Here is a 24,365-nt window from a genome sequence, read left to right on the forward strand (position 1 = left end):
ATCTGTTAAATTATGATGCGATCCGCATCGCCTCACGTTGCTTTCCCAATTTCACGTATCCGAGAATGATCGAGAAGATCGGGCTGAGCCAGAGGAAGAAGGCGAACGGTGCGTATTCAAGTACCGGTACCCCGAGCGTGGCCGCGAAGAATGCACCCGACACGCCCCATGGGATGAGCGGGTTGATCACCGTCCCGCCGTCTTCAAGAGCACGTGACAAGTAACGGGGATCGATGCCGCGATGGATGAACCCTTGCTTGAACGCCTGACCTGGAAGCAAGATCGACAAGTACTGCTCACCCGCGAGCAAGTTGACACCAATCGAGCTGAGGACGACCGACAAGACCGAGCTGCCTGGTGACTTCAACCGTTCGAGCAATGCGTCGACGATCGCTTGGAACACACCAAGTTCACGGAGCAATCCACCGAACGCAAGTGCGATCAAGACGAGGCTGACCGACCAGAGCATCGATTCGAGACCGCCACGGTCAAGTACGGCCGCAATCGTCTCATTCTCGACGCCCGATTTGAAGCCGGCCTGCATGACGCCGAACCAGTTCGTGACGTTCCAGTTGCCTTGGACAAATCCAGCCGTCAACACACCGGCGAACATGCCGACGAGCATCGTCGGCAAGACCGGCATCCGGCGGAAGGCGAGAACGGCAACAAGGATCGGCGCGAGCAAAGTCAGCCATGATAAGTTGAACCGCCCGGCGAGCGCCGCCTGTGCCTCAGCGATTTGTGTCGTATCCGCCGCTTGCCCGCTCCGACCGAGGATTGTGAACAAAACAAGGGTGATGAGGAAAGCTGGGACGGTCGTCCCCATCATGAAACGGATATGGTCGAACAGTTTGACACCGGCCACGGCCGGCGCGAAGTTCGTCGTATCTGACAACGGGCTCATTTTGTCGCCGAATAATGCACCTGAGACGATTGCCCCTGCGGCAAGCGCCGGAGAAATCCCGAGCGCCATCCCGATACCGAACAAGGCGACCCCGACCGTACCGACCGTCGTAAAGGCACTGCCCGTGAACGATGAGACAATCATTGTGATGAACAAGACGCTCGGCAAGAACCATTGCGCTGAGATTGTATCTAAACCGATGGAGAGGATCGTCGCCACCGTACCAGACATCTGCCATACACCAATCAACATCCCGATCAACAGTAAAATCAAGACCGGCATGATGGCTTCACGGATCCCGCTGATCATCGCGGCTTCGATTCGTTTAAAATCACGCGTGCGATAATACGCGTAACCCCCTATTAATACCATTGTGCCAAAGATCGCCATGTGTGGCGTCGCTTTGGCCAAAAACATCAGTGCGAGCAGGGAAATACCGCTCATCAACACGACGAATACAGCCTCTTTTCCTTTCATCTGCATCGACGTCCCCTCCTTTCAGTTCCATTATTTTCTACCTAACCGCTTAAACGCTTTTATGCGCGAAAGTGTTTCAGTGATGTTCTTTACTATACCTGCTTCTCATTTCCCTGTCAAACGTCTTTTTATGGTAAAGTAAACGCTCGAGGGTGACCTCCGGAGTTCGTAACCTCCTCCGACATCAAAACTAGCGAAAAAGGAAGTGTGCACGTTGCAACACGAAAAAGCATTGGTCGTCTTTAGCGGCGGTCAAGATTCAACCACCTGCCTATTTTGGGCAAAACAACAATTCTCTCATGTGGAAGCGGTGACGTTCGCCTACGGGCAACGCCATGACGCGGAAATCGAGGTCGCGAAAGAGATTGCGGCCGAACTCGATGTCCCGCACCACATCCTCGACTTGTCCTTACTCGGACAACTCACCTCTAACGCGTTGACGAGACACGATCTCGACATCGACAATGCGGACGTCCCAAACACGTTCGTCGATGGACGCAATCACTTATTCTTATCCTTTGCGGCCGTCATGGCCAAACAGCTCGGTATGCATCACATCGTCACCGGCGTATGTGAGACCGATTTCTCAGGTTATCCGGATTGCCGGGACCAGTTCGTCAAATCCTTGAACGTGACGCTCAGCTTGGCGATGGACTATCCGTTCGTCATCGACACACCGCTCATGTGGCTCGACAAAAAGCAGACGTGGGAACTCGCGGACCGACTCGGTGCGTTCGATTACGTCAAAGAACGGACGCTCACGTGCTATAACGGCATCCTCGGATCAGGTTGTGGCGAATGTCCGGCGTGCGTGCTCCGTCAAAACGGCCTCGCCGCTTATGAGGAGGTGCGCGTATGAAGAACGCCCCATTCCTTGCCCCGACGAGTGTCGAAGCCAAACAAGACGGCTCGCTCATCTATTGTCCGCACCGCGTCCAAATTGTCAAAGAAGTGACGTTCGACGCCGCGCATCATTTGTTCGATTACGACGGTAAATGCCGAGCGCTGCACGGACATACGTATAAATTGCAAATGGGCATCAGCGGTTTTCTCGATAACCGCGGCATGACGCTCGATTTTGGCGATTTAAAAGCCATCTTTAAAGAAGAACTCGAACCATACCTCGACCATCGTTATTTGAATGAGTCGTTACCTTATATGAATACGACTGCCGAAAACATGTGCTACTGGATTTTCGAGCAGCTCGCCAAACACTTGCCTGACGAGCGCGACGTCCGCGTCGAATTCGTCAAACTGTACGAGACGCCGACATCGTACGCCGAGTTCCGCCGCGAATGGTTGGTGGACTGATGAAAATCCCTGTCCTCGAAGTGTTCGGCCCGACGTTTCAAGGGGAAGGCCGCGCCATCGGACAAAAGACGATGTTCGTCCGGACCGCCGGTTGCGATTATCGCTGTTCGTGGTGCGACTCCGCCTTCACGTGGGACGGCTCGGAGAAACCCGACATGCTGACAGCCGACGAAGTGATCGAACGGCTCGACGCGCTCGGCGTGTACGACTATGTCACCATCTCGGGCGGCAATCCGCTCCTCATCGCCGCGATGAAAGACTTGGTGATGAAACTGAAGGCGCGCGACGTCAAACTCGCCGTCGAGACGCAAGGCAGCCGCTATCAGGACTGGCTCGCTGACATCGACGACGTAACGCTCAGCCCGAAACCACCATCTTCCGGCATGACGACCGACTGGGAGAAACTCGACGCCATCGTCGAACGGCTGCGCCCCGAACAGATGACGTTCAAAGTCGCCGTCTTCGACGAGATCGACCTCGCCTATGCGAAATCGGTACAGACGCGCTACACCCCGGACGTCATGTACTTATCGGCCGGCAATCCCGAGCCCGGTGCGGACGGTGACATCACCGACGCCCAGCTCCGTCGTTTGAAAGAACTGTGGGAGGACGTCGCCCGCGACCCGTCATGGCAAAGCGTCCGTGTCCTGCCGCAACTGCACACATTACTGTACGCCAACGAACGTGGCGTCTAAGGAGAATACTTATGAGACCAGAAGACTTACAAGACTTGTCGCTCCTCGGACAGAAGAGCGTCCCATACATTTTTGAATACGCACCGGACGTCCTCGAGGCGTTCCCGAACCGTCACCCGGAGAACGACTACTTCGTGAAGTTCAACGCACCGGAGTTCACGTCGCTCTGCCCGATCACGAACCAACCGGACTTCGCGACGATTTATATCTCATATATCCCGGACGAGAAGCTCGTCGAGTCAAAATCGCTCAAGCTGTATTTGTTCAGCTTCCGCAACCACGGGGACTTCCATGAGAACTGCATCAACGTCATCGGAAAAGACCTCGTCAAGTTGATGGAGCCACGCTATCTCGAAGTGTGGGGCAAGTTCACGCCACGCGGCGGCATCTCGATCGATCCGTACTACAACTACGGCAAACCGGGCACGAAATACGAAAGAATGGCTGAACATCGCTTGTTTAATCACGACCTGTATCCTGAGACGGTCGACAACCGTTAACCAAAAAGTAGGCGCTCAACGGGAGCGCCTACTTCTTTTTATAGCGATTAACTTGTCGTTTAATCGGTTCCCGGAACACCGTCGCGACGAGCGTCAGGACGACCAAAACGACGAGGGCGAGGATGATTAACTTAAAGTCTCCGCTCGCGAGGCTACTACCGAGGAAATTGTTGGCGAACGCACCTGGAATCATCCCGACCGTGGTCGCGAAGACATAACCCGGGAGTCTCACTTTCGCGAGCCCTGAGGCGTAACTGACCAAGTCAAAGTTGACGAGCGGGATCAAGCGTAAAATCAAGACGTAGAAGAACCCGTCCTCTTCAATCTTATGCTGCACCTTCTCATAGTTGCTCGTCTCGAAATGGTGGAGAAAGCGGTCACCGAAGCGAATCGCGATATAGTAAGCGACGAGCGCGCTGAGCGTGGCCCCGATGACCGTATAGACGACACCAGGCAGCGTCCCGAACGCCAATCCACCGGCGACGGACAAGACCGACGTCGGAAATAAAATCAACGGGCGAACGGTGAACAGTAAAATATAGACGAGCGGGGCGAGCCACCCGAATTGAACGATATAATCGCGAATCTCACCCGGTCGCAAGTCGATCCACTGATAAAGGAACGTCGCGGTACCGAAGACGAGCAAGACGATGGCAATGATCCATTGCGTTTTCCACTTGTTCATCGGTCGACCTCCTCTCTTTCTTCCATCATATCGCCTCACCTCGAAAAAGTAACGCCTTCCTTTTTTTAGGAATCGCAGTATGGTACGGTTAAAAAAAGCAGAAGGAGGAATCCCTATGTACTTGGCAGATGCCATCAAGTTGAAACACCTGCTTCTGAAGCAGATTGATAAGTTGCTCGAAGAAGTCGAACGTGTCGCATTCATCGAACTCGAGAAAGATGAGCCGCTCCCGACGATCCAGTCCCGTTCCCTCGAGGATATCGAAGTTGAGCTCGAGGCGATCCGGACCGATTTACGCCGTCTTGATCGTCTCGTCTGTGAGGCGAACCTGCATACCGTCATCGAGACGAATGACGGACCGCTCCCACTCGTCGAAGCGATGGAGTTCGCCGTTCAATTACGAGCTCAGGCTCGGATGTATCAAGATTTGGCCGAGCGGCCGAAACGCGAGTTCCAAACGGGTTACGGGGAAGGGACGAGCGTCATCAAGCATGCGCTCTATGACCCGGAACTGTATCGGTTGAAAGCACGCGACGTCGAGAAACGGGCCAACCGCATTGCCAGCGCCATCGAGGCGGCCAATCATCGGACCGAAATCGAGTTTGACGCAAGTCGTTATATGTAACAAAAAACGCGTCGGGACGTTCCGACGCGTTTTTACATGTGATGGTTATGGTGGTCATGGTGGTGCGAGCTCGAACTGCGTCGCGGTGCCGGCTCGTCGGCAAACTTCTCCCCATCCAAGATGCCGAGCCGCTTGTATTGGCGGTCGACCCGCTCCTTCGTCTCGTCGCTTACGTACGAGGAGTCCATGACCAACTGATAGCTTCCGAGCGCGACCCGGAACGGCTCCATCTGTGTACGATGCACCGGGAACGAGGTCACGTCCCGCAAATAGTCGGCGAGCCGATTCGCCGACTCGTCACTCGGATGGTCGGCTAAATCGGAGGCAAACCGTTGCATGTCTTTCAATAGACTGTTCGTCTTCACTTGCTTACCGATGCCTCCAATAACAGCGAACACGATAATACCGATAATCAGGAAAAAGAATATCGGGAAAATGATTGGTACTCCACTAAAAAACGAGTCCCCCATCCCTGTTGAATCGATGTATACTTCTTCCCCGAATGCAAACGTATGGACCATGATGTCTCCCCCTTTTTTCTATAATACGGATGCGTTCCCATTTGGTTTCATCTACACGAAAAAACCGTGGCATGCGCCACGGCTTTGCGGTCAGTTCAATTGTTTCTCCATCATGATGCGAGGTTCGTTATCCTCTGTGTACGCCCCCATGATGTCGTAGCCACACAACAGGTTCAAGATAATGACCCCTTTGTTCGTATTGCGTGCCTTCGTTCGAATCGAATGGAACCCTTGCGCCTTCACCCATTCGAGTTGCGTGTCCATCAGCTTGCGGCCGATGCCATGCTTTTGAAACTCAGGGTGGACGCCGCCGGCCCAGCTATAGAAGCGATACGGCTCGGCCTCGTAACCGATTTTGAAGCCGACCAGGCGCTCATCTGAAAATGCGAGCAACACGAGCGGATTCGCATGACGATACAGCCGTTCTTTAAAACGCAGTTGATCGATGTCCCCGTAAAGCGTGCGGTACAGGTTAAAGAATTCCTCTTCGTAGTCTTTGAAATTCGTCGTCACATCTTTCACGATAAATGAACTGGTCGTACTCATCTTTCCATCCCCTTTCAGTATATGGACAAGTTGTTCGTACGCCTGTACCTTTCGCCGTTTACTCCGTTTTTCCTGTCTCACGCGCAAAAGCGGTCAAACCTTTTTGCTTATACACACCGAGCGACCGCTTCGGAAGGCTCTTTACCATCCAATTTTTTAAGATGCGCTGCTTGTCTTCCACCTTCAGTCCATATCCGTCCGTCACGACATGGCGCGCCCGCGTCGTCACATCGTACAACGAGATGGCGGCAGCGACAGAGATGTTCAAACTTTGGACGTATCCTTGCATCGGAATCAAGTAATTGCCGTCTGCCTTGGCGAGCGCTCGTTCCGATACGCCGTGATGTTCGTTCCCGAACAAGAGCACGGTCGGTTTTGACACATCGATGTCCTCAAGTGGGACCGCCTCTTCACTGAGTGCCGTCGCGAGCACTTGGTAACCGTCCGCCTTCAACCGATCGATTGCGTCCTCGATCGAAGGATGTTCGACCACGTCGACCCAGCGATCGGCGCTTTTGGCGATAATCGAGTTCGGCTTGAACTTGGCCCGTCCCTCGACGACGTGCAATGTCTGGACACCGAACGCGTCCGCCGAACGGAGCACGGCCGACTGATTGTGCGGGTCATCGACCCCTTCCGTCAAAATCGTGATATGGTTCGTCCGTAACTCTAGCACTTCCTGCATACGCTTGACGCGGTCGGGCATCAACATGCTGTACAGCAGTCGATCCTCTTCTAATAACAGGCCCGACTGCAACAATTCATCGAGTAATGCCGCTTGCTCTTCTTTTGATAATGCCGATGTTGTCTGTCTCCATCCCATCGTTCTCGCCCCTTTCAACCTTTAGTATTGTAGCGAGATTCGTTCCGACTGACAAGCTAGGTGAGAAACGAGTCGAATATCCTCTCGTTATGAAAATCCATGAAAATTAGGAAAACGGTTGCACAAAGCTATGCAATCGATTACAATTATCTATGCAAGCGATTGCATTGATAGTCGCCATAGACAGATAAAAAGTTCCGTACAGGAAGGAAGCGTATAGAATGAAACAACTCATCTCGTTTGATTTTTGGCAAAAACTCGGTAAGGCCTTAATGGTCGTCATCGCCGTTATGCCAGCTGCAGGTCTCATGATCTCGATCGGTAAATTGATCGGTATGTCTGCCGGAGACGTCAGCATCTTGCTCACGACGGCTCGCATCATTGAAGATCTAGGTTGGGGAATTATCGTTAACCTACATATCTTATTCGCAGTCGCGATCGGGGGATCGTGGGCAAAAGATAAGGCTGGCGGTGCATTCGCAGCATTGATCGCGTTCATTTTGATCAACCGCGTCACCGGAGCAATCTTCGGCGTCAATGGTGCAATGCTCCAAGACCCAGAAGCGACAGTCCAGTCTCTCTTCGGAGCTGACCTTGTCGTCGCAGACTATTTCACATCCGTACTTGGTTCACCAGCCCTTAACATGGGCGTGTTCGTCGGGATTATCGCTGGTTTCCTCGGTGGTGCCCTTTATAACAAGTTTTATAACTTCAACAAATTGCCGAACGCTCTCTCGTTCTTCAACGGGAAACGTTTTGTCCCATTCGTCGTCATTCTCGGATCAGTCGTGGCAGCACTCGCCCTATCGATTATTTGGCCGACGATTCAAGGTGCGCTTAATAGTTTTGGCGAATGGATCGCCACATCGCGTGATACAGCACCGGTACTCGCCCCGTTCATCTACGGTGCGCTCGAACGTCTCCTCTTGCCGTTCGGCCTTCACCATATGCTCACTGTGCCGATGAACTATACGGAACTCGGTGGCACGTACACGATTTTGACAGGTGCGACAGCCGGTTCGGTCGTTGCGGGTCAAGATCCGCTCTGGTTGGCTTGGGTCACAGACCTCGTTAACCTGCGCGCCGCTGGTGATACGGCTGCTTACAACGCCTTGCTCGCTGACGTCGTACCGGCCCGCTTCAAAGTCGGTCAAGTCATCTTGTCATTCGCTGCCTTGATCGGTGCGGCTTATGCGATGTACCGCAACGTCGACGAAGACAAAAAAGCGCAATACAAGCCGATGTTCTTGTCGGCTGGTCTCGCCGTCTTCTTGACGGGTGTCACAGAACCAATCGAATTCATGTTCATGTTCGTCGCTCCAGTCCTTTACGTCGTCTACGCCATTATGGCCGGTGCCGCTTTCGCATTAGCGGATGTCATCGACCTTCGTGTCCACGCATTCGGTGCGATTGAATTGCTCACACGCATCCCGATGATTGTGAAAGCAGGATTGCTCCAAGACTTGATTAACTTCTTCCTCGTCTCGGCTGCCTTCTTCTTCTTGAACTTCGGTGTGTTCAACTTCTTCATCAAGAAGATGAACCTTCCGACGCCTGGCCGTAACGGGAACTACATGGAAGAAACAACAGAGAAGTCGAATGTGACCGGCAACGAGCAGGTCATGGGGATTATCGCTCTACTCGGTGGGGAACAGAACATCGAAGACGTTGATGCGTGCATGACGCGTCTCCGTGTCACAGTCAAAGACATGTCGCTCGTCTCAGAAGAGAGCGAATGGAAAAAGAACGGCGCCATGGGTCTCATCTTAAAAGACCGCGGTGTCCAAGCAATCTACGGCCCGAAAGCCGACGTATTGAAGTCTGATATTCAAGACGTCATCGGTGCATAATCAACAGGCCAGCTCGTACGAGTTGGCCTGTTTTTTCTAAAGGAGGACTATCGTGAATATTTTAACGCTGAACTGTCACGCCTGGTTAGAGGACCGTCAACAAGAGAAAATCGACTCGATTGTTGAACGGATTGCGAGCAAGGAATATGACATCATCGCACTCCAAGAAGTGAATCAACATAAAGAGGCCCCACTCATCGACGGCTTGATTCGAGAGAACAACTTCGCCTATGTGCTCGTCGAGCGTTTGAAAGAGCAAGGCGTCGATTACTACATGACGTGGGACTTCGCCCATTATGGATACGACATCTACGAGGAGGGCGTCGCGATTTTATCGCGCACTCCGTTCGTGTCGACCGAATCGTTCTTCGTCTCCCAGACGACCGACCCGAACGATTACAAATCTCGGAAAATCGTCAAGGCGGTCGTGGACGGCATGGACGCGCCGACGGCGATTTACTCCTGTCACCTCGGTTGGTGGCATGATGCCGATGAACCGGTGCGCCATCAGCTCGATGAACTGTTGCGCCGCGTCGAGGACGACGACCGCGCCTTGCTGCTCGGTGACTTCAATAACGACGCCTTCATCCGTGACGAAGGGTACGACTACTTGATTGAGCACGGTCTCCAAGATTTGTTCCATTTGGCGACCGAGCGTGAAGGCGATGCGACCGTCCAAGGCAAGATTGCCGGCTGGGACGAGAACAAGCAGGCGCTTCGCATCGACTTGATGTTGACGAACGCCCCGATCCACGTCTCACGCCATGCCGTCGTCTTTGACGGCGAGAACGGTCCGATCGTCTCTGATCATGCCGGTGTTGAAGCAACGGCATTTTGGCGGTAAATGGCACCCTTTTCTTTTCCTCACGGAAGGGAAAAGGGTTTTGCTTTGCGTGGAAATCCTGTATGGTTGAAAACGACTGAAGTCTAACAACCTTGAACGAAAGAAGTGATTTTATTTTGACGACTACCCCATCGCTCAGTCGGACCGACTGGACGCTTATCTTATCGCTCGCCTTGCTCACGTTCGTGCTCGGCACGAGTGAATTTGTCATCGTCGGGATTTTACCCGATATCGCCGATGGCTTATCGATTTCGATTGCCACGGCCGGAACGCTCGTCTCGGCGTTCGCGATCACCTTCGCCATCGGGACCCCGCTGACGATGTCACTGACGAGCCATTTGCCGAAACGAAAACTGATGCTTACACTCACCGCTGCGTTCATCGTCTTTAACTTGTTCAGCAGCCTCGCTCCGACGTACGGGATATTGCTCGTGCTCCGGATGATGACCGCCGTCGTGACCGGCGTGCTCATCTCGCTCGCCATGCTCGTCGCCAGTGAATCGGTGCCAACCGGGAAGCGCGGCATCGCTGTCTCATTCATCTTCGGCGGTTTCACGTTGGCGAACGTTTTCGGCGTCCCGCTCGGTACGTTCATCGGTCAACGCGCCGGATGGGAAACGACATTCTTGTTGACGACCGCTTTAAGCGTCGTCGCATTTCTCGCCGTCTACCGTGTCGTGCCGAGCCATTTAACGAGCGTCAAAACGTCGATTGCCGATCAATTGCGGCTCTTGACGAACCCGCGGATTTTAATCGCATTCTTCATCCCGGCGTTCGGCTTCGGCGCGACGTACGTCGTCTATACGTATCTCGTTCCGATTTTGAAAAGTGTACTCGGCGTCCCGGTCGCCTGGATTAGCCCAATCCTGTTTGCCTACGGGTTCATCTCCATCTTCAGCAATATGGCAGCCGGGAAAATCGCCAGCCATAATCCGATCGGACGGCTCCGGTTCGTCTTCCTCATCCAAGCGCTCGTGTTGGCGGCCTTGTATGTGACGACGTCGAGCGTGACGCTCGGTCTGATCAATATCGCGCTCATGTCATTCATGGCGATTCTACTGACGACATCGACGCAAATCTACTTGATCGACTTGGCTGAGAAGTTCAATCCGGACGCCAAAGGCCTGGCTTCATCGCTCATGCCGGTCGCAAGCAACGTCGGCATCGGGATGGGCTCGGCGCTCGGTGGTCTTGTCTACGCGAACGCACCCGTCATGACGCTCGCCCTCGTCGCCGGCGCCGTCGCGCTCGTGACCGCCTTATTGACCGCGGTCAGTCATCAGCTCGACCAACGTTAAAACAGCGTGCCCCATGATGTGGGCACGCTGTTTTTTAGAGCCACTCGATAATTTGGTCAATCGTCTCGTCGAGTTGCTCTTTGGCGCTGAGCGGGCTATCGTTATCTCCGTCCTGCGGGCCATACATCCCGAAGTTGGCGTGATTGCCGTCTTTGATTTGATGGAAGACGGCGTCATCCGGGACGTTGTCACGGCTCGCCTCGATATCAGCCGGTGTGGCCAGACCGTCACGTTCACCGGAAACCGACAAGACACGCAGATTGCTATCCGCCATTGTACTAATCGGATACGAGGCGAGGAAGATGACCCCCTCGACTTGCTCCTCGTGTTCGAGCGCATAACCGGACGCCGCCGAACCGCCGAGTGAATGACCGCCGACGACCCAACGTTCGATGTCTGGATGGGCGGCGATAATCGTCTCCGCAGCATCAATATCTGCTATCCCGAGATTCAAGCACAACGATGGGATGGCGACGAAGCCACCTTCCTCTGCCAGTCTGGTACCATAGTAAGCGTACGCCTCTTTCTCGACTTTCGCTCCAGGATACAGGATGAACCCAACCTCGCTGTCTGTCTGCCCGAACTCGAGACGATTGTCCACTTCCGTCGCCTCAGCCGCGTAACCGAGCGCCTCTTCCGTCGGTCCGTACGTCAGTTGCGTCCACACGAGGAAGCCGATGATGGCGACCAAGATGACTCCTAATAGGCCGAGGCCAATCCACTTCAGTTTTTTCTTCATTATATACCTCCATTTGCATCAACTTCCCCGTCACGGTACACTAGTATTAAAAAAGGGAAATACCAGGGGGACACCATGACCAAAAGTTCTATAACCACGACGATTCAGTGGTTTATTTTTATTTTAGCTACAAACATTGTACCACCGCTCTCAATCGCCGCCTTATTTGAACTGTCGCCAGGCGAGACGATGACGTTCATCTCACGTTCACTGTTCGTCTTCGCACTCTTCAGCATTATCCAGACGCTGCTCGGCCACCGCCTGCCAATCTTAGAAGGACCAGCCGGGATTTGGTGGGGCGTGTTCACACTCTATGCCTCCATCGGTCCAGCACTTTATGGGAGCGGACAAGAGACCCTCCAAGCGCTCGGTTTCATGTTGTTCTTAAGTGGTATGCTCGGTGTGGTCATGACTGTCACCGGCCTGTTGCGACGGATGCTGTCGTTGTTTACCCCGCAAGTCCTCGGGGTCTATATGATTTTGCTCGTGTTGCAATTGTCCGGTGCCGTCATCAAAGGCGGCTTCGGTGTGACCGAGGACGGCATCAACACAATCCAAGCCGTGGCGACGGCCGGCCTCGTCTTATTCGCGCTCACGCTCGAGCGGAGCCGGTTCAAGCAGTACGGCCTCGTCATGACGCTCATCGTAGGGTTTTGGCTATTCAACATGCTCGGTCTCGGGAACCCGATTGTCCGTTCTGAGTCATTTTTCCTCGTCCCTGAACTATTCCCGTTTGGTATGTGGGTATGGGATTGGAATTTGCTCCCGACTGCGTTCGTCATCACGCTCCTGCTCATGACGAACGTCCTTGCCAATATCAAATTGATTGAGCGCATCGTCAGCTCGCGCGAGAAGCGTCAAATCGAAGGGAACGTCCCGGCGTCAGGCGTTGTTAGCGGCATCAGCCAAGTGGTCGCGGGCTTGTTCGGGACACCGGGACCGGTCGCCATCTCTGGGACAGCCGGCTTCCTGTCTTCGACTGAAAGTGTGCATCGCATGCCACACCTCATCGCCCATGCTTTGATGATGGTGCTCGCCCTCGTCGGTCCGTTCGTCTCGCTGATCGCAAGTATCCCAGCCGCTGTCGGATACGCCATCGTCACCCCACTCATCGCGACGATGATCATCATCGGAATCAACGAGGCGGCGTTCGAATTGAACCAAAAGACGGCCTCACTCACTGTCGGTCTCCCGCTCGTGATTGGGGCCGGGGCGATGTTGCTCCCACCTGGGTCAATGAACGATTTGCCGCCGCTCTTGGCGACCGTGTTCTCGAACGGACTCGTCCTCGGAACGATCGTCGCCTTGACGACGGCCATTCTCAGCCGCATCCACGACTAAAAAAACTGACCTCGAGAGGTCAGTTTTTTTCGGTTACGTGCATATGGAACGCTGCGTCGTGCGGCAAGACGGCACCGTCTTCGGCCTCGAAGTGCGCGCGGTCTTTGACGTAGGCGACAATCGAGATTGTGTCGCGGTGAAGCGCCCGTTTGAACGCTTGCTCGGCCGTCACCGGTGTCCCATCGTCATTTTTCAACTCGAGACCCATCAGCTTATAGCCGAGCGTCTGTCCGCCACGGCGCATCTGACATGCCTCGAGCGCGTAGGCGATGAGTGTCGGCGTGATGACGACGTGGACGAACTCGCTCTTCACTTTCTTGCGGACGAGCTGCTCGACACCAAAACTTAGCAATCCGGCAATGACGCCATCAATCAAGACGGCTTGGGTACGTTTCTTGGTTAATGGGTTCATTGGCTCATCCTCTGCATCATACCTGACGTCAATACTTCGATGCCCTGTCCTTCTTCCGCGGCCATAATCAAGGCGCGGGCCACGTGGAGCGCTTGAATCGGCGCTGCATCCGGTAGTTTATCGAGCAACAACGGTTGGAGCGGACGGCTGACGACTTCGGCCGCTTTTTCGCCGAGTCGGAACTCATCCCGCTCCCCAAGGAGGAGCGATGGCCGGGCGATAATCAAGTGTTCGAAGCCGAACACTTTGAGTCCGTTCTCGAGCTCCCCTTTCACCCGGTTGTAGAAGAACGGTGACCGAAGTGACGCGCCTTGCGCCGATACGACAGCATAACGTGTCGCTCCGTGTCGTTTCGCGACCCGTGCCACTTCGAGCGGCAAGTCGAGATCGACATGTTTGAATGCCTGACGCGAACCGGCGACAGCGATCGTCGTTCCGAGTGCGCAGTAGACGTCATCAATATGCGGCAACACCTCGTCCATTCCTTCAAATCCGACGACCTCGTGCAGTTTCGGGTGACTCCAGCGCTTCGAGCGACGGACGACAATCCAGACTTGATCATATCGTTCTTGTTCGAGCAACTGTTCGACGAGTTCGCGTCCAATCAAACCGGTGGCGCCAACGACAAGTGCAGTTTTCCCCATGCTTGTTCCCCCTAGTTACGTAGTTCCTTTCAGTCTAGCTGACTTGCCGGTTCTCGGCAACGACCTCGACCGGACGGAACCGGTCGACGAGTCGGAAGAACCCGTTCAACAACAAGGCGGTGAACGATCCTGCGACGATGGCGCTGTCCGTGAACAACTGAACCGCCTCAGGCATGTTCGCGACGATGGCCGGGTTGGCCGTGATACCGAGACCGACCCCGATCGACAAGGCGATTGTAATCAAGTTCTCATTTTTCGCAAAATCGACTTGGCTCAAGATTCGAATCCCTGAAGCGGCGACCGTACCGAACATGACGAGCATCGCCCCACCGAGCACCGGTTTCGGGATCAATGTCGTGAACGTCGCGACTTTCGGCAAGAAGCCGAGCAAAATCAACAGACCGCTCGTCCAGAAGATGACACGGCGCGATTTGACGCCTGACAATTGGACGAGGCCGACGTTTTGACTGAACGTCGTGTATGGGAAGCTGTTGAAAATCCCACCGAGAATCGTTGCCACACCCTCGGCCCGATACCCTTTCGTCAACTCGTTCGAGCCAATCGGTTTTTTCGTGATATCGCTCAATGCTAAGAAGACACCGGTCGATTCAATCATCGAGATGATGGCCACGAGCGTCATGACGAGGATGGCCGAGACGTCAAACGTCGGCATCCCGAAGTAGAACGGTTGTACCATTTGGAACCAACCGGCCTCACGGACCGGGCTGAAGTCGACGAGACCGAGGAACGCGGCGACCCCTGTACCGATCAAGACCGCAAACAAGACAGCGGCCGCGCGCGTGAACACGGTACCGATTCGGTTCAAGACGAGAATCAAACCGATGGTCAAGCCACCGAGCGCCAAGTTTTGCATCGAAGCGAAGCCAGGCTCACCCGGCATCCCGCCACCGATGTCATTGACAGCGACTGGGATGAGCGAGAGACCGATAATCGTCACGACCGAGCCGAGCACGACTGGCGGGAAGAAACGGGCCAGTTTCCCGACAAAACCTGAAATCAAAATAACGATGATCCCGCTCGCGATGAGTGCCCCATAGATGGCGGTGATGCCGCTCGAGCTGCCGATGGCGATCATCGGTCCGACCGCGGTGAACGTACAACCAAGTACGACTGGCAGACCAACACCGGTGAAACGAGTCGTCCATACTTGCAACAGCGTGGCTACACCGCACATGAACAAATCGATTGCGACGAGGTAAGCGAGTTCAGTCGGTCCGAGACCGATAGCACCGCCGACGATGAGCGGGACGATCGCCGCGCCCGTGTACATGGTAAGTAAGTGTTGGAATCCGAGACTGGCTGTCTTGAACGTGTTCATCGGACTACCTCCATGAAGGAAATCTCACCTGCTTCAAGCTTGGCGATCCGAGCGAGTGACTCGACCTGATAGCCTCGCTCGAGCAACTTGTCCCGTCCCGGCTGGAATGATTTCTCGATGACGATCCCGACACCGGCGACGACCGCACCGGCCGATTCGACGAGTTGCGTCAAACCGAGTGCCGCTTCCCCGTTAGCGAGGAAATCGTCGATGACGAGCACGCGCTCCCCAGGTTGGACGAAGCGACGGCTCAAACTGATGCGGTTCGTCTCTTGTTTCGTGAACGAGTAAACGTCCGCTTCGACGAGATCATCTTGAAGTGTGAGTGATTTGCGTTTACGGGCGAAGACGAACGGAATGTTCATCTCGAGCGCCGTCATCATGGCCGGAGCGATTCCGCTCGATTCCAATGTGACGATACGATCGATTCCCGCGTCACGGAACCGATCCGCGAACTCACGACCGATCGCCTGCATCAAGACAGGATCGACTTGATGGTTCAAGAAGGCATCGACTTTCAATACGTGCTCGGACAACGCTTGCCCTTCATCTCTGATTTTGTCTTCTAACTGCTTCATTGTTTTCCCTCCAATAAAAAAATGCGATTCGTCACCCCAACCCGGGGACGACGAACCGCATGGAAACAAAACGAATGCACACGACAAGCGTCACCCGTAGTCGAACCATTTACGGTGGTTCGGTAGAGACTTGCGGGCCATATTCCCGCTGATATACGAGTGCGAATCTTTTATTTATATAAGATAGGACTTATTCTAGACGATATTGTAGAAATTGCAACCCGTTTTGGAAAAGACGGCTAAAAGTTCGATTTTTCTGAAACTGCTGTATACTGAAGATACTGGAAAAACGAGAGGAGCCACATCCATATGAAGCTATTCGTATTAGGGGCCACTGGCCGGACCGGTCATCAGTTTGTCGACCAGGCCATCGAGCATGGCCACCATGTGACCGCCTTCGTGCGGGAACAAAAAAAATTGATTCCGACTCCGCAACTTGAAATCATCGAAGGCGACGTCACAGACAGCGCCGCTTTGACAGACGCCCTCGCTGGTCATGACGCTGTCATCAGCTGTCTCGGAACCGACTTGAGCGATCCAGACTTCCTGGCCCGCGTCACCGACGCACTCGTCCCGGCGCTGAAAGCAAATGACGTCACTCGGGTCGTCTACCTCGCCTCGGCTGGAATCGACAAAGAGATTCCGGGCATCGCTGGTACGGTGGTGACGTTCATGCTTCGGAAGCCGCTCCGTGATCACCGGGCCGCGGTCGATTTGTGGCGCAACTCGTCGTTCGATTACACAATCGTGCGGCCGATGCAACTGACGGACGGTCCCCGGACCTCGGTGTATCGCACGTCCGTCGACAGCATCCCAGACAACGGCAAACAAATCTCGCGAGCCGATGTCGCCCAGTTCATGTTGAACGCCGTCGAAGACCAGCTCTTCATCCGCCAATCGGTCGGACTGGCGTACTAATTTTTTTGAATCCATGCTACAATATCGGATAGTCAACTTTGAAGGGAACGAATAAGAAATATGAGTATATTAACAGTACAAAACTTGAGCCACGGTTTCGGTGACCGCGCCATTTTGAACGACGTGTCTTTCCGTCTATTGAAAGGCGAACACATCGGCCTCATCGGAGCGAACGGTGAAGGAAAATCAACGTTCATGAACATCATCACGCGTAAGCTCCAACCGGACGAAGGCAAAATCGAATGGGCGAAAAACGTCCGTGTCGGTTACCTCGACCAGCACGCTGTCCTCGAGCGTGGGATGACGATTCGGGACGTGTTGAAGAGCGCGTTCCAATACTTGATTGATACGGAGACACGAATCGGTGAGCTCTATATGGAAATGGGCGATGCGACACCTGAACAGATGGACGACATGCTCGCTGAAGTCGGCGAACTGCAGGAAATGCTCGATTCGAACGACTTCTATATCATCGACGCAAAAGTCGAGGAAGTCGCTCGCGGTCTCGGTATTTTAGATGTCGGACTCGACCGTGACGTCACGGACCTCTCAGGTGGTCAGCGGACGAAAGTATTGCTCGCGAAATTGCTTCTCGAGAAGCCGGACATCCTCCTCCTCGATGAGCCGACCAACTATTTGGACGAGGCCCACATCGAGTGGTTGAAGCGTTATCTCCAGAACTACGACAACGCCTTCATCTTGATTTCGCACGATATTCCGTTCTTAAACAGCGTCATCAACTTGGTCTACCATATGGAGAACCAAGACTTGTCACGCTATGTCGGGGACTACGACAAGTTCATGGAAGTGTACGAGATGAAACGCTCGCAGCTTGAATCGGCTTATAAACGCCAGCAGGCTGAAATCGCCGACTTGAAAGACTTCGTCGCCCGCAACAAGGCACGCGTCTCGACGCGGAACATGGCGATGTCACGCCAGAAGAAACTCGATAAAATGGACGTCATCGAATTGAGTGCGGAACGTCCGAAACCAGAATTCCGGTTCTTGCAGGCACGCACGTCAGGTCGTCTCATCTTTGACGCCAAAAATCTCGTCATCGGTTATGACGAGCCGCTCTCACGCCCGCTCGACCTCCAAATGGAGCGCGGTCAGAAGATCGCCCTCGTCGGTGCGAACGGGATCGGGAAAACGACGCTGTTGAAGAGTCTTCTTGGCATGATCAACCCGCTTGAAGGAACCGTCGAACGCGGTGAGTTCTTGGAGATCGGGTACTTCGAACAAGAAGCGGCCGTCAGCAACAACACGTGTATCGAAGAGATTTGGAGCGAATTCCCGTCCCTCAACCAGCAACAAGTCCGCGCCATGCTCGCGAAATGCGGTCTCATGACGAAGCATATCGAGAGTAAAATCGCGGTCCTCAGTGGTGGAGAGAAGGCGAAGGTCCGTCTCTGTAAGCTCCAAAACAACGAATCGAACTTGCTCCTCCTCGATGAGCCGACGAACCACTTGGACGTCGATGCGAAGGAAGAGTTGAAGCGCGCGTTGAAGGAATATAAAGGCAGTATCCTACTCATCAGCCACGAACCGGAGTTCTATCAAGACATCGTCACCGACGTCTGGAACTGTGAATCGTGGACGACGAAAGTATTCTAATCCGTGTAGAGGAAGTGGCGTATGGCTGGCCCGATTCAAGTAAACGAACGCATCGTTCTGTATGACATCATTCGAGGGTTTGCCCTGTGTGGCATCTTCCTCGTCAATATCCCCACGATGCTCGGGAGCGACTGGATTTCCGGTGGCGCCGACTATACGGGGAGCGATTTACTCGTCCGGACGCTGTTCGATTTGTTCGTCCAGACAAAGTTTTATACGATCTTCTCGCTCTTGTTCGGGATCGGCTTCTCGATTTTCCTTGAGCGCTCGTATGCGCGTGGGGACTCGGTCGGCCGCTACATCCGGCGCATCGCCATCTTGTTCCTATTCGGACTCGTTCACCTGGCCATCTGGTCGGGTGACATCTTACATACGTATGCGATGTGGGGCTTGTTGCTCCCTCTGTTTTATGGGCTGAGCAATCGCGCGATTTTGACATGGGCGTGGAGTTTGTTGATCGGGAGCTTTTTACTGTTCTATGTCTCATCCATGTACTTAGAGGTATGGCTCGGATTTAGGTTTGTTGGTGACCCCTTTCCGGCCGTCTTTAATTCCGGATTCGGTCCATGGTTCGACTATCGTTTAGACGAAGAGATTTTTGACATGTTCCAAAACTCCTTTTTTGTCGGAGTTGAAATTCTAAGCCTGTTCTTGTTCGGCCTGTATATTGGACGCGAACGGAAACTCCTCACGTGGAGCATCCGCGGATTGACGCGCACGGCCATCATCTGTGCGTTAGTCGCCCTTCCGTTCTTCGCAGTCATTGTTTGGCATCACTACGGTGGCGGTGCAGCCTATACCGCGACGAATTCTGCGGCCGTCCTCGTCTCTGGCAAACTGCTCGCGACGGCGTACGTCTGTCTGTTCACGATCGCCGTCCGTAACGGACGCGCATTCCGTCCGCTACAGGCGCTTGGCCGTATGGCGCTGACGAACTATTTGACGCACACGCTCGTCGTCGTCCTGCCGGTCATCGCCCTCGGCTACTACGGTCGCCTGTCGTTGACGGAAGGATTGTTCTTAAGTATCGCGATTTTGATTGCCCAAGCGTTCTTCTCAATGTGGTGGCTGAAATCGCATCGATACGGTCCGTTCGAGAAATTATGGCGCATCGGAACGTATGGACGACAAAAACAAGCATCTTAACCGCAAAAAAGGCTCGGAGCAGATTGATCTGCTTCGAGCCTTTCTCGTTTCTTAGTTCGTCGCCGCTGCTGTGAGCACAGGCACAATTTGTTTTTTACGTGAGACGACGCCAGGAAGTGTCGCGAGACCCTCCACCAATTTGACGTTGAACGCCTGTTCGAATAGATCAGTCTTCTTACCCACAACGAGTGTCTCTGAATCGTTCGTCAAGATGTTCGTGATGGCGAAGACAAACAAATCGAGTTCTTTGTCTAACATCTTCACGGCCATTGCCGCTTCGACTTCAGCTTTACGGCTCAATACATCGTTCGCGTCGACCGTGTTCACTTGAGCAATCTCGATGCGGTAGTCGCCCATCGCAAACTCTTTCGCGTCGAGTGAGATAAGTTCTGGGATCGTCTTTTGGCTAAGGTCCGCTCCGGCTTTCAACATCTCGAGACCGTATGTCTCGATATCTGTACCAGAGATAGCTGCGAGTTCTTTTGCCGCTTTGATGTCCTCGTCCGTGCATGTCGGTGACTTGAACAAGAGCGAGTCCGAGATGATCGCCGATAGCATCAATCCTGCCATGTCAGGCGCGATTTCGACACCGTGCTCTTTATAGAGTTTGAGCAAAATCGTCGCCGTGCATCCGACAGGCTCCGCCCGATAGTAGAGGGCATCCGCTGTTTGAAAGTTGGCGATGCGGTGGTGATCGACGACTTCAAGGATGCGTACGTCCGCGATGTCTTCCGCGCTTTGTTGGAACTCGTTATGGTCGACCAAAATGACCGAATTCACTTCGTCTGATACGCGTTCCACGAGGCGTGGTGCCTTGACGCGGAAGTGGTCGAGCGCATATTGCGTCTCCCCGTTCACTTCACCGAGACGGATTGCCTCAGCGTCCATCCCTAACTTTTTCTTGAGCTCCGCGTAAGCGAGCGCCGAACAAATCGTATCCGTATCTGGATTTTTATGTCCAAAGACTAGTACTGTACTCATCATACATTCTCCTCACTATGATAGTTTTCCCTTATCCATTATAACGTCTATACTCATTCTTTCAATTCCCAAACAAAAAGAGCCACCAGGGGCTCTTTACGCTTGTTCGTCTTCGTCCGTCTCTTCGAGGTCCGAATGATCCCCTTTTGAATCTTCTTCGTGCGAAATATCCGGTTGGTCTCGTTTCAACTTCTCTTGTTCTTCTTGTTCACGCTTTTTATCTTGTTCTGACATCTGTCTCATCCTTTCGGTTTTGTCGTGTCGTAGACTGTTCCCCGAGCTGGATGGCTTCAAACGGATGTATTCTTACTGTTAACAAACTGTGATGTCACGCTTGAACGAAGACGACCTCGTCGCCACGAATCTCGACGTTGACGTCTTGTCCTTGGAACAACCATTCATCCTGTTCAGCCACGACGAAGCGAATCCCGTCCGCTTCCGTTTCGACCGTCGCGTTGTCGATATCTTCTGTGATGACCCCCACTGAGAAACCGTGCGTCAAATCGGTCGAACCCCCATATTTAGCGAATAAACGCACCGTCTGGCCTGCCTCGACCTCCATCTCATCTTTAAAAAATTGGAGTGCTTCTTCTGTCACGTTAATCTTCATCTGTCATCCTCCTCTCGACTTCTGTCTCCATTCTAATCGTTTCAGAAAAGACGAGCGAGGAAGTTGCCTAGAGTGTCGTCCCCGGCAAATACGTGACCGTTAAACTGTTTGTGACCGAAGCTGCACCGTTCATTTCATCAAACGTCACGTCGAACAGCGTCCGGCCGATGTCTTCATTTGGCGAGTGCATCGTCGACAGACCGAATGCCTGACCGATCGGATGACCATCGAAGCCCAGGATGGCGACTTCATCGGGGATGCTGACACCGCGACGGCGTAATTCCCCTAAAAAACCGAGCGCCACATAATCCGACGAGAAAAAGAGCGCTCGAGGACGCTCTTGTTGACGCAGAAACGCATCGGCCAGTCCGATCCCGTCCTCGCTCGTCAAGTAACCGGTCCAAACCCATCGCTCACGCGCAAGTTCGACTTCATCGAAGTACGCCTGCTGACGCGCGATCGAGCTTGGACTGTCTTGTCTTGACAACACGATGCCGATTTCGGCATATCCCGCTTGCGCCAACACGCGCAAACCGGCGACGAACGCGGTGTAATGATCGACGTGGACCGAAGAAATCGTCTGCGGCGCCCCGACGGTCGCGACCGCGATCGGACCAAATTTTCGATACGTTTCCATCTCATCGAATGACATCGTATGGGATAACAGGATCGCCCCATCGACTTCACGGTGCTTCAATAGATCAAGCGCTTGCCGTTCTTGGTCGAGTTGATACTCTGTCTGCCACATGACGAGTCGATAATCTCTTTGGAGGGCAGCTTTCGCGAGCCCGTTGACGAACAGTCCATAATACGGATGATCCAAATACGGCAACACGACGACGAAACGTTGCGTGCGACCGGTCGATAACGTCAGCGCCTGCTGATTCCGTAAATAGCCAAGCTCGGCCATCGCCCGTCGCACCCGCTCCCGCTTCTCTTTCGACACATACGGATGCTCGTTGAGCACGCGCGACACCGTCGTCACGGATACATCCGCGTATTTCGCGATATCTCGGATGTTCGCCATTCCGCTTCACCTCAATCTGTCAGTCTTTGCATATAGTGTACCCAGTCTGACTCCTCACTGTCACCTTTCGCAATCACTTGCTTTCGGATGGCTTGGACGAGGCGGAACCGTTCTTCGACGGGTAGATGAAGAAACTCGTCTTGAAAACGGGCGCACAACATTCTTCCGAGCGGCGTATACAACTGATTGATGACGAGTTCGTAGACGATCCCACTACACCATGTTTTCCACGTTATCGGATTCATGAGCTTTCCCTCCTTTGACTTAACCGTACAGTCTGAAACGCGTTTCAGAGCAAGTACTATTTTTATTTCATCTATTTCCGAACATTCAACGCTTACATGAGGATATTTAAAGTTTTTTCGCTCAAAATCATTGACGACAGCCAGCTCATTTTGTATAGTCATCAAGTTGATAACGTTAGTTCAACGATTGTCGGACATTATTGTTCGGAAATTACTAATTATAGGGAGTCCTACTCATGAACTTATTTCAATTGAAACAACATGGTACGAACGTTAAACAAGAAGTGATGGCAGGCATCACAACGTTCGTGACGATGGCTTATATCTCTGTCGTCAACCCGGCAATTCTGTCAGATGCCGGCATCCCGTTCGCCCAGGCATTCACGGCGACCATCATCGCCATCTTGATCGGTACCGGGCTCATGGCGTTCTACGCCAACCTTCCGATTGCCGTCGCCCCAGGGATGGGACTGAACGCATTCTTCGCGTATACGCTCGTCGCCCAGCAACAGATCACGCCGTCCGCCGCGCTCGGCGTCGTCTTCGTCTCATCGGTCTTCTTCTTGATTTTGTCGCTGTCACCGATTCGGACGAAACTGATTCAAGCCATCCCGGCCTCGCTCAAGCACGCCATCACGACCGGTATTGGTTTGTTCATCGCCTCGCTCGGATTGAAGTTGTCAGGACTCATCGTCGCCGATGAAGCAAACCTCGTTCGCCTCGGGGACTTGTCGTCGCCAAGCGTCCTGCTCGTCCTCGGCGGTTTGATCGTCTCGGCCCTCTTGTTCTCACAGAACGTGCCGGGCTCACTCCTCATCGGGATGGTGCTCACAGGCATCGCGGCCACCTTCATGGGTCTCTTGAAGATTGAAGGCGTGACGGCGATGCCGACATTGCCGGAAGGACTTATGGTCAATCCGCTCACGGCGTTCTCGGACGTCATCCAGTACGGTTTGTTCGGTGCCGTCTTGTCGTTCTTCCTCGTCACGTTGTTCGATACGACCGGAACACTCGTCGGTGTCGGAAAACAGGCCAACTTGTTGAAAGAAGATGGGACGATCGAAAACGGGCACCGCGCCTTGTTCGCCGATTCGCTCGCGACGATGGGCGGCTCGCTCGTCGGGACGAGCCCGTCGACGGCTTATATCGAGTCGGCCGCCGGTGTCGCCCAAGGCGGACGGACCGGTCTTACGACAGCGGTCGTGGCCGCCATGTTCGGACTGACATTGTTCTTCAGCCCGCTCATCGGTGCCATCTCTGGTGTTGCCGCCATCACGGCACCGGCCCTCATCATCGTCGGTGCGCTCATGTTGACGAACGTCCGTTACATCGACTGGACAGACTTCAGCGAATACTTCCCGGCGTTCATGACGATTCTCATCATGCCGCTCTCAGGCAGTATCGAACGCGGGATTGCCTTCGGTTTCATCCTGTATCCGATTTTTAAAGCGATGAACAAAGAAACAGTCCACCCGCTCATCTACTTGTTCGGCGCGCTATTCATCCTGGAAATGTTTTTCTTATAAGTTAGATTCGAGCCCTCGTCGACCGATGAGGGTTTTTCTGTTATCGGGCAGGGTAATGCTGTTTTATAGCAGTCATCTTCTGAATATTGATTCATTATCATTTAGTTCTCAATTAGACAGGATTTGACAATTTTTTGTGAGAATCGTTCCATTTTTCTTTTTTGAC

At 53.5% G+C, this 24,365-nt stretch carries 28 protein-coding genes and 1 riboswitch; of the genes, 13 read left to right on the forward strand and 15 right to left on the reverse strand.

The window, feature by feature from the left end; genetic code table 11:
• Positions 1–10: 10 nt before the first annotated feature.
• The gene (gene nhaC / locus FED52_RS12545) at positions 11–1,387 is read right to left on the reverse strand and encodes a Na+/H+ antiporter NhaC (RefSeq protein WP_138860073.1); all 1,377 of its coding nucleotides are present in this window, start codon (positions 1,385–1,387) and stop codon (positions 11–13) included.
• A 208-nt stretch (positions 1,388–1,595) separates the two neighbouring features.
• Here nhaC and queC point away from each other — a divergent pair, with 208 nt between their 5' ends.
• From queC to queF, 4 genes are read left to right on the forward strand one after another with little or no spacing between them, the layout of a single operon-like run.
• Positions 1,596–2,240, forward strand: a complete 645-nt coding sequence (gene queC / locus FED52_RS12550) for a 7-cyano-7-deazaguanine synthase QueC (RefSeq protein WP_138860074.1) — start codon at positions 1,596–1,598, stop codon at positions 2,238–2,240.
• Complete coding sequence (gene queD / locus FED52_RS12555) at positions 2,237–2,692, forward strand: 6-carboxytetrahydropterin synthase QueD (RefSeq protein ID WP_021068101.1); 456 nt, start codon at positions 2,237–2,239, stop codon at positions 2,690–2,692. The genes queC and queD overlap by 4 nt, the downstream gene beginning before the upstream one ends.
• Entirely contained in the window at positions 2,692–3,387 is a 696-nt protein-coding gene (gene queE, locus FED52_RS12560; protein WP_240731270.1) for a 7-carboxy-7-deazaguanine synthase QueE, read from the forward strand. Before queD ends, queE begins: the two co-directional genes overlap by 1 nt.
• A gap of 11 nt (positions 3,388–3,398) precedes the next feature.
• A complete protein-coding gene (gene queF / locus FED52_RS12565) occupies positions 3,399–3,887 on the forward strand; it encodes a preQ(1) synthase (RefSeq protein ID WP_021068099.1) in 489 nt (162 codons plus the stop codon).
• Between the two features lie 28 nt (positions 3,888–3,915).
• Here the strand turns inward: queF and FED52_RS12570 are convergent, their stop codons facing one another.
• On the reverse strand, positions 3,916–4,572 hold the full coding sequence (locus tag FED52_RS12570) for a TVP38/TMEM64 family protein (protein WP_138860076.1): 657 nt from the start codon (positions 4,570–4,572) through the stop codon (positions 3,916–3,918).
• 115 nt (positions 4,573–4,687) lie between these two features.
• Here FED52_RS12570 and FED52_RS12575 point away from each other — a divergent pair, with 115 nt between their 5' ends.
• Positions 4,688–5,197 carry a hypothetical protein gene (locus tag FED52_RS12575; protein ID WP_138860077.1) on the forward strand — a complete coding sequence of 170 codons (510 nt, stop codon included), beginning with the start codon at positions 4,688–4,690 and terminating at the stop codon, positions 5,195–5,197.
• 32 nt (positions 5,198–5,229) lie between these two features.
• Here the strand turns inward: FED52_RS12575 and FED52_RS12580 are convergent, their stop codons facing one another.
• The 3 genes from FED52_RS12580 to FED52_RS12590 all read right to left on the reverse strand — a co-directional run bounded on the left by FED52_RS12580 (position 5,230) and on the right by FED52_RS12590 (position 7,087).
• Positions 5,230–5,718, reverse strand: a complete 489-nt coding sequence (locus FED52_RS12580; protein ID WP_138860078.1) for a hypothetical protein — start codon at positions 5,716–5,718, stop codon at positions 5,230–5,232.
• Between the two features lie 90 nt (positions 5,719–5,808).
• A complete protein-coding gene (locus FED52_RS12585; RefSeq protein WP_021068095.1) occupies positions 5,809–6,264 on the reverse strand; it encodes a GNAT family N-acetyltransferase in 456 nt (151 codons plus the stop codon).
• A gap of 58 nt (positions 6,265–6,322) precedes the next feature.
• Entirely contained in the window at positions 6,323–7,087 is a 765-nt protein-coding gene (locus FED52_RS12590) for a TrmH family RNA methyltransferase (protein ID WP_114164885.1), read from the reverse strand.
• Positions 7,088–7,308: 221 nt separating this feature from the next.
• On the opposite strand from FED52_RS12590, the gene FED52_RS12595 reads away from it, so the two are divergent.
• The 3 genes from FED52_RS12595 (at position 7,309) to FED52_RS12605 (ending at position 11,079) form a co-directional block, all read left to right on the forward strand.
• Positions 7,309–8,937, forward strand: coding sequence for a PTS transporter subunit IIBC (locus FED52_RS12595; protein ID WP_138860080.1), 1,629 nt, complete (start codon positions 7,309–7,311; stop codon positions 8,935–8,937).
• 52 nt (positions 8,938–8,989) lie between these two features.
• Positions 8,990–9,781 (forward strand): endonuclease/exonuclease/phosphatase family protein, encoded by a 792-nt coding sequence (locus FED52_RS12600; protein ID WP_138860081.1) that lies wholly within the window; start codon positions 8,990–8,992, stop codon positions 9,779–9,781.
• Positions 9,782–9,897: 116 nt separating this feature from the next.
• A complete protein-coding gene (locus FED52_RS12605) occupies positions 9,898–11,079 on the forward strand; it encodes an MFS transporter (protein WP_240731271.1) in 1,182 nt (393 codons plus the stop codon).
• 34 nt (positions 11,080–11,113) lie between these two features.
• Here the strand turns inward: FED52_RS12605 and FED52_RS12610 are convergent, their stop codons facing one another.
• Positions 11,114–11,818 carry an alpha/beta family hydrolase gene (locus FED52_RS12610; RefSeq protein WP_138860083.1) on the reverse strand — a complete coding sequence of 235 codons (705 nt, stop codon included), beginning with the start codon at positions 11,816–11,818 and terminating at the stop codon, positions 11,114–11,116.
• 75 nt (positions 11,819–11,893) lie between these two features.
• Here FED52_RS12610 and FED52_RS12615 point away from each other — a divergent pair, with 75 nt between their 5' ends.
• Complete coding sequence (locus FED52_RS12615; RefSeq protein WP_138860084.1) at positions 11,894–13,159, forward strand: purine/pyrimidine permease; 1,266 nt, start codon at positions 11,894–11,896, stop codon at positions 13,157–13,159.
• A gap of 19 nt (positions 13,160–13,178) precedes the next feature.
• On the opposite strand, the gene FED52_RS12620 is transcribed toward FED52_RS12615, so the two are convergent.
• Genes FED52_RS12620 through FED52_RS12635 form a run of 4 tightly spaced genes read right to left on the reverse strand, consistent with a single transcriptional unit; the run spans position 13,179 to position 16,132 of the window.
• Positions 13,179–13,571: an RDD family protein gene (locus FED52_RS12620; protein ID WP_138860085.1), complete on the reverse strand. Its 393-nt coding sequence runs from the start codon at positions 13,569–13,571 to the stop codon at positions 13,179–13,181.
• Positions 13,568–14,215, reverse strand: coding sequence for an NAD(P)H-binding protein (locus tag FED52_RS12625; RefSeq protein WP_138860086.1), 648 nt, complete (start codon positions 14,213–14,215; stop codon positions 13,568–13,570). Before FED52_RS12625 ends, FED52_RS12620 begins: the two co-directional genes overlap by 4 nt.
• 34 nt (positions 14,216–14,249) lie before the next feature.
• The gene (locus FED52_RS12630; protein WP_138860087.1) at positions 14,250–15,554 is read right to left on the reverse strand and encodes a nucleobase:cation symporter-2 family protein; all 1,305 of its coding nucleotides are present in this window, start codon (positions 15,552–15,554) and stop codon (positions 14,250–14,252) included.
• Complete coding sequence (locus FED52_RS12635; RefSeq protein WP_034780728.1) at positions 15,551–16,132, reverse strand: xanthine phosphoribosyltransferase; 582 nt, start codon at positions 16,130–16,132, stop codon at positions 15,551–15,553. The genes FED52_RS12630 and FED52_RS12635 overlap by 4 nt, the downstream gene beginning before the upstream one ends.
• A gap of 77 nt (positions 16,133–16,209) precedes the next feature.
• A riboswitch (purine riboswitch) is annotated at positions 16,210–16,311 on the reverse strand.
• A 130-nt stretch (positions 16,312–16,441) separates the two neighbouring features.
• Between FED52_RS12635 and FED52_RS12640 the strand changes: the two genes are divergently transcribed.
• Genes FED52_RS12640 through FED52_RS12650 form a run of 3 tightly spaced genes read left to right on the forward strand, consistent with a single transcriptional unit; the run spans position 16,442 to position 19,810 of the window.
• A complete protein-coding gene (locus tag FED52_RS12640) occupies positions 16,442–17,050 on the forward strand; it encodes an NAD(P)-dependent oxidoreductase (protein WP_138860088.1) in 609 nt (202 codons plus the stop codon).
• Between the two features lie 60 nt (positions 17,051–17,110).
• Positions 17,111–18,664, forward strand: coding sequence for an ABC-F family ATP-binding cassette domain-containing protein (locus FED52_RS12645; RefSeq protein ID WP_021068083.1), 1,554 nt, complete (start codon positions 17,111–17,113; stop codon positions 18,662–18,664).
• Between the two features lie 21 nt (positions 18,665–18,685).
• Entirely contained in the window at positions 18,686–19,810 is a 1,125-nt protein-coding gene (locus FED52_RS12650) for a DUF418 domain-containing protein (RefSeq protein WP_138860089.1), read from the forward strand.
• 51 nt (positions 19,811–19,861) lie between these two features.
• On the opposite strand, the gene FED52_RS12655 is transcribed toward FED52_RS12650, so the two are convergent.
• The 5 genes from FED52_RS12655 to FED52_RS12670 form a co-directional block, all read right to left on the reverse strand.
• Positions 19,862–20,791, reverse strand: coding sequence for a manganese-dependent inorganic pyrophosphatase (locus FED52_RS12655; protein WP_138860090.1), 930 nt, complete (start codon positions 20,789–20,791; stop codon positions 19,862–19,864).
• Positions 20,792–20,887: 96 nt separating this feature from the next.
• A complete protein-coding gene (locus tag FED52_RS13910) occupies positions 20,888–21,025 on the reverse strand; it encodes a hypothetical protein (RefSeq protein WP_021068076.1) in 138 nt (45 codons plus the stop codon).
• Between the two features lie 94 nt (positions 21,026–21,119).
• Complete coding sequence (locus tag FED52_RS12660) at positions 21,120–21,401, reverse strand: HesB/YadR/YfhF family protein (RefSeq protein ID WP_138860091.1); 282 nt, start codon at positions 21,399–21,401, stop codon at positions 21,120–21,122.
• Between the two features lie 67 nt (positions 21,402–21,468).
• Positions 21,469–22,428: a LacI family DNA-binding transcriptional regulator gene (locus tag FED52_RS12665; protein WP_138860092.1), complete on the reverse strand. Its 960-nt coding sequence runs from the start codon at positions 22,426–22,428 to the stop codon at positions 21,469–21,471.
• Between the two features lie 11 nt (positions 22,429–22,439).
• Positions 22,440–22,673: a hypothetical protein gene (locus FED52_RS12670; RefSeq protein WP_138860093.1), complete on the reverse strand. Its 234-nt coding sequence runs from the start codon at positions 22,671–22,673 to the stop codon at positions 22,440–22,442.
• Positions 22,674–22,909: 236 nt separating this feature from the next.
• On the opposite strand from FED52_RS12670, the gene FED52_RS12675 reads away from it, so the two are divergent.
• The gene (locus FED52_RS12675; RefSeq protein ID WP_138860094.1) at positions 22,910–24,199 is read left to right on the forward strand and encodes an NCS2 family permease; all 1,290 of its coding nucleotides are present in this window, start codon (positions 22,910–22,912) and stop codon (positions 24,197–24,199) included.
• Positions 24,200–24,365: the final 166 nt, after the last annotated feature.

The organism is Exiguobacterium mexicanum (genome assembly GCF_005960665.1).
GTDB classification, from domain to species: domain Bacteria; phylum Bacillota; class Bacilli; order Exiguobacteriales; family Exiguobacteriaceae; genus Exiguobacterium; species Exiguobacterium mexicanum_A.